This is a genomic window from Methylobacterium sp. B1 (assembly GCF_000333255.1).
Taxonomy (GTDB): Bacteria; Pseudomonadota; Alphaproteobacteria; order Rhizobiales; family Beijerinckiaceae; genus Methylobacterium; species Methylobacterium fujisawaense.
In genome coordinates this window covers 1-4,174 of sequence record NZ_BACT01001086.1, presented here as the reverse complement: position 1 = coordinate 4,174, position 4,174 = coordinate 1, and the positions used below count along the sequence as shown (strand labels likewise).

3 protein-coding genes and 1 pseudogene are annotated in these 4,174 nt (G+C 72.5%); all 4 read left to right on the top strand.

Annotation, left to right across the window (positions count from 1 at the left end; genetic code table 11):
- Positions 1–217: 217 nt before the first annotated feature.
- Entirely contained in the window at positions 218–1,114 is an 897-nt protein-coding gene (locus I53_RS30145; RefSeq protein WP_043358082.1) for a branched-chain amino acid ABC transporter permease, read from the top strand.
- Positions 1,115–1,121: 7 nt separating this feature from the next.
- A complete protein-coding gene (locus tag I53_RS30140) occupies positions 1,122–2,156 on the top strand; it encodes a branched-chain amino acid ABC transporter permease (RefSeq protein WP_043358080.1) in 1,035 nt (344 codons plus the stop codon).
- A gap of 33 nt (positions 2,157–2,189) precedes the next feature.
- A complete protein-coding gene (locus tag I53_RS30135; RefSeq protein ID WP_043358078.1) occupies positions 2,190–3,557 on the top strand; it encodes an ABC transporter substrate-binding protein in 1,368 nt (455 codons plus the stop codon).
- 7 nt (positions 3,558–3,564) lie between these two features.
- A pseudogene (locus tag I53_RS30130) lies at positions 3,565–4,174 on the top strand (ABC transporter ATP-binding protein); the annotation flags it as partial.

The window sequence follows — 4,174 nt, the reverse complement described above, 5'->3', positions numbered from 1 at the left end:
CGATCGCCTCGCGTTCCTGGCCGACGGGCGCGGCCTCCCGGGCCGCCCTCGACATGAGCCCGAAGTGATCGGCGCGCACGACGCTCAAAGGGCGTAGGGCCGCCGGCAGCCCTTCCTCTTGCGGCGGATGGCTCCGGTGGCGGAGGGCGCTCAGCGTGACCCGGGCTTCGATTCGCCGCCGGGACGCGGCTCCTGCGGGGTGAGGCCCTGCGTCAGGATCGACCGGACATGGGCCGCCTTCCTGATCGAGGTCGTGGTCGGCGGCCTCCTGTCGGGCGTGATGTACGCCCTCGTGGCGATCGGCTTCGTGCTGATCTACAAGACCTCGGGCGTGCTGAACTTCGCGCAGGGCGCGATGGTGCTGTTCGCCGCCCTCACCTTCGTGAGCCTCACCGAGCGCGGCCTGCCCTTTCCCGCAGCGCTCGCCGCGACCCTCGCCGCGATGGGGGTGGTCGGCCTCGCGGTGGAGCGGACGGTGCTGCGGCCGCTGGTCAACCAGCCGCCGATCACCCTGTTCATGGCGACGCTGGGCGTCGCCTACGTGATCGAGGGCGCGGCCCAGCTCGCCTGGGGCACCCAGGTCCACGGGCTCGACCTCGGCATCGACGACACGCCGATCGATCTCGGCGGCGTGCTGGTGAGCCGGTTCGACCTGTTCGCCGCCGCGACCGCCGGCCTGATGGTGGCGCTCCTCTCCGCCTTCTTCCGCTACACCCGCACCGGCCTCGCCTTCCGGGCGGTGGCGGACGATCCGCTGGCCGCCCTCAACACCGGCCTGCGCCTGCCCCGGATCTGGTCGGCGGTCTGGATCGCCGCCGGGATCGTCGCGCTGGTGGCGGGGCTGCTCTGGGGCGCGCGGCTCGGCGTGCAGTTCTCCCTGTCGCTGGTGTTGCTGAAGGCCCTGCCGGTGCTCGTGCTCGGCGGCTTCGATTCCATCGCCGGGGCGATCGTGGCCGGGCTGATCGTCGGTGCGGTGGAGAAGGTGTCGGAGGTCTATCTCGGGCCCGTCATCGGCGGCGGCATCGAGGGCTGGATCGCCTACGTGGCGGCGCTGGGCTTCCTGCTGGTCCGGCCGTCGGGCCTGTTCGGCCTGCGCGCCGTCGAGCGGGTCTGAAGACGCCATGGACGCCCTCCCCCGCGCCGCGCCGCGCCCCCACCTGCCCGCCGGAGCCCTCGGCCTCGGCGCCCTGCTGGTTCTGGCCTACGGGATCGTGCCGCTCACCGGCACGAGCTACCTGTTCGAGGCGCTGCTGACGCCGTTCCTGGCCCTGGCGCTGGCCGGCCTCGGGCTCAATCTGCTCACCGGCTATGCCGGGCTGCTCTCCCTCGGCTCGGCCGCCTTCATGGCGGTCGGGGCCTACGCGGCCTTCAACCTGTCGCTGCGCCTGCCCGGCCTGCCGCTCCCGGCGTCGCTCCTGCTCGCCGGCTTCGTGGCGGCGCTCGCCGGGCTGGCGGCGGGGCTGCCGGCCCTGCGCCTGCGGGGCTTCTACCTCGCGGTCTCGACGCTCGCCGTGCAGTTCTTCGTCGCCTGGGCGCTGAACCGGATCGGCTGGATCTCCGACGACAGCCCCTCGGGCGTCATCACCGCTCCCCGACTGGTGGTGGCCGGCCTGTCCTTCGACGATCCGCGCGGGCGCTACCTGGTCTCGCTCACGGTGGTCACGCTGCTGACCCTCGTCGCGTGGAGGCTCGTGAGCTCCCCCACGGGCCGCAACCTCGTGGCGATCCGCGACAACGAGACCGCCGCCCGCCTCGTCGGCGTGAAGGTCGCCCGGACCAAGCTCCTGGCCTTCGCGGTCTCGTCCTTCGTGATCGGGATCGCCGGGGCGCTGTGGGCCTTCGCGTATCTGCGCACCGTCGAGCCCGCGGGGTTCAACCTCGACCGCTCCTTCCAGATCCTGTTCATCGTCATCATCGGCGGCCTGGGCACCCTGCGCGGCGCCTTCCTGGGCGCGGGCTTCATCGTGGTGCTGCCCCTGCTGCTGGCCCGCCTCGGCGCGGCGCTCCTCGGCGACGGCTTCGATTCCGGCACCCTGGAGATGGTCCAGCGCATCGTCCTCGGCGCCCTGATCGTGGCCGTGCTGATCCGCGAGCCCGCGGGCCTCGCCGCCCTCCTCGACCGGGCCGGCCGCCGCCTCGGCCGCCGCGCCGCCTGATCCCCTCCCCGTCTGACCAACCCCAGGACGACCATGCCCCTGACGACCCGCCTCCGCGCCGCGCTCCTCGCCGGCACCGTGATGCTCGCCGCCGCCGCGCCGCGCGCCGGATGGGCCGACGAGCAGTATTTCCCGCTCCAGAGCTACCGGGTCGGCCCCTACGCGGCCGGCGGGACCGGCTTCTTCGGCGGCTTCATCGACTATCTCAATCTGATCAACGCCCGGGACGGCGGCGTGAACGGCGTCAAGCTCACCTGGAGCGAGGGCGAGACCCAGTACGAGGTCGAGCGCGGGGTCGAGGTCTACGAGCGGCTGAAGTCCCGGCCCGGCATCGCCGCCTGGAACCCGCTCTCGGTGGGCATCGCCTACGCGATGATCGACCGCATCACCGCCGACAGGGTGCCGCTGGTCACGATCAACCACGGCCGCACCGATTCTACCGACGGGCGCGTCTTTCCCTACGTCTTCCCGCTGCTGCTCAACCCCTACAGCGAGACGAGCGGCATCATCCAGTATCTCGGCACCCGCGCGGGCGGCCTCGACAAGCTCAAGGGCAAGACCATCGCGGTACTCTACCATGGCTCGCCCTACGGCAAGGAGACGATCCCGATCTACGCGCAGCTCGCCGAGCGGTACGGCTTCACCGTCGCGCAGATCGAGGTGCCCCATCCCGGCAACGAGCAGCAGTCGCAATGGCTGACGATCCGGCGCCTGCGGCCCGATTTCGTGGTGCTGCGCGGCTGGGGCGTGATGAACCCGGTGGCCCTCAAGACCGCCCAGAAGACCGGCTTCCCGGCCGACCGCATCGTCGGCAATGTCTGGTCGAACTCGGAGGAGGACGTGATCCCGGCAGGCGACGCCGCCAAGGGCTACGTCGCCATCACCACCCAGGCCTCGGGGACCGCCTATCCGGTGATCCAGGAGGTCGTCGGCAAGGTCTACGGGGCCGGCAACGGCAACCTCGCCGACAGGAAGCGGATCGGCAGCGTCTACCACAATCTCGGTGTGCTGAACGGCATCCTCAACGTCGAGGCGGTGCGGATCGCGCAAGGCAAGTTCGGTGCGCGCACGCTCACCGGCGACGAGGTGCGCTGGGGCTTCGAGCACCTGCGCCTCGACGAGGCCCGGGTGGCGGCGCTCGGCGCCAAGGGCCTGTTCCACTCGATCAACGTCACCTGCGCCAACCACGAAGGCGAGGGCCGCGTCACCTTCCAGCAATGGGACGGGGCGAAGTGGACTGTGGTGTCCGACTGGATCGCCCCCGACTGGGCGAGCCTGCGCCCGATCATCGAGGCCTCCGCGACCGCCTACGCCAAGGAGCACGGCCTCACCCCGCGCGACTGCGCGGCGGAGGAGGCCGCGGACGCGGCCGGCAAGCAGGCCGCCGCGGCGGCCCGGTGAGCGCCCGATGAGCGCCGCGCCGACCCTCCTGCAGGTCGAGGCCCTGGAGGTCGTCTACGGCGGGGCGGTGCACGCCCTGCACGGCGTCGACCTCGCGGTCCGGGCGGGGGAGATCGTCGCCCTGGTCGGCGCCAACGGCGCCGGCAAGACGACCCTGCTGCGGGCGGTGTCGAACCTGCTGCCGGCCCTGCGCGGCCAGGTCACGGCCGGGCGCCTCGCCTATGACGGACGCGACGTGACGCGGACCCGGACCGACGCCCTCGTCCGCGCCGGGCTCGTGGGCGTGCTGGAGGGCCGGCACTGCTTCCGGGGACTGAGCGTCCAGGAGAATCTCGTCGCGGGCGGACTCGGGCGCGGCTCGGGCCGCAGCGACGTGCGCGCCGACCTGGAGCGGGTCTACGGCCTGTTTCCCGCGCCTCGCCGCGAAGCGGGAGGTCGCCGCCGGCCTCCTTTCGGGCGGCGAGCAGCAGATGGGCGGCGATCGGCCCGGGCCCCTGATGGGACGGCCCCGGCTCCTCGTCCTCGACCAGCCGTCCATGGGGTTCGCGCCCCGGGTGGTGGAAGAAATCTACCGGGGGCTCGCCGGCCTGACCCGGGCCGAGTGCCTGACCCTGCTG

Bases quoted from the DNA above. Each gene is read 5' to 3' on its own strand.
- I53_RS30140 (WP_043358080.1), top strand. From the start codon at position 1,122: ATGGACGCCCTCCCCCGCGCCGCGCCGCGCCCCCACCTGCCCGCCGGA.
- I53_RS30135 (WP_043358078.1), top strand. From the start codon at position 2,190: ATGCCCCTGACGACCCGCCTCCGCGCCGCGCTCCTCGCCGGCACCGTG.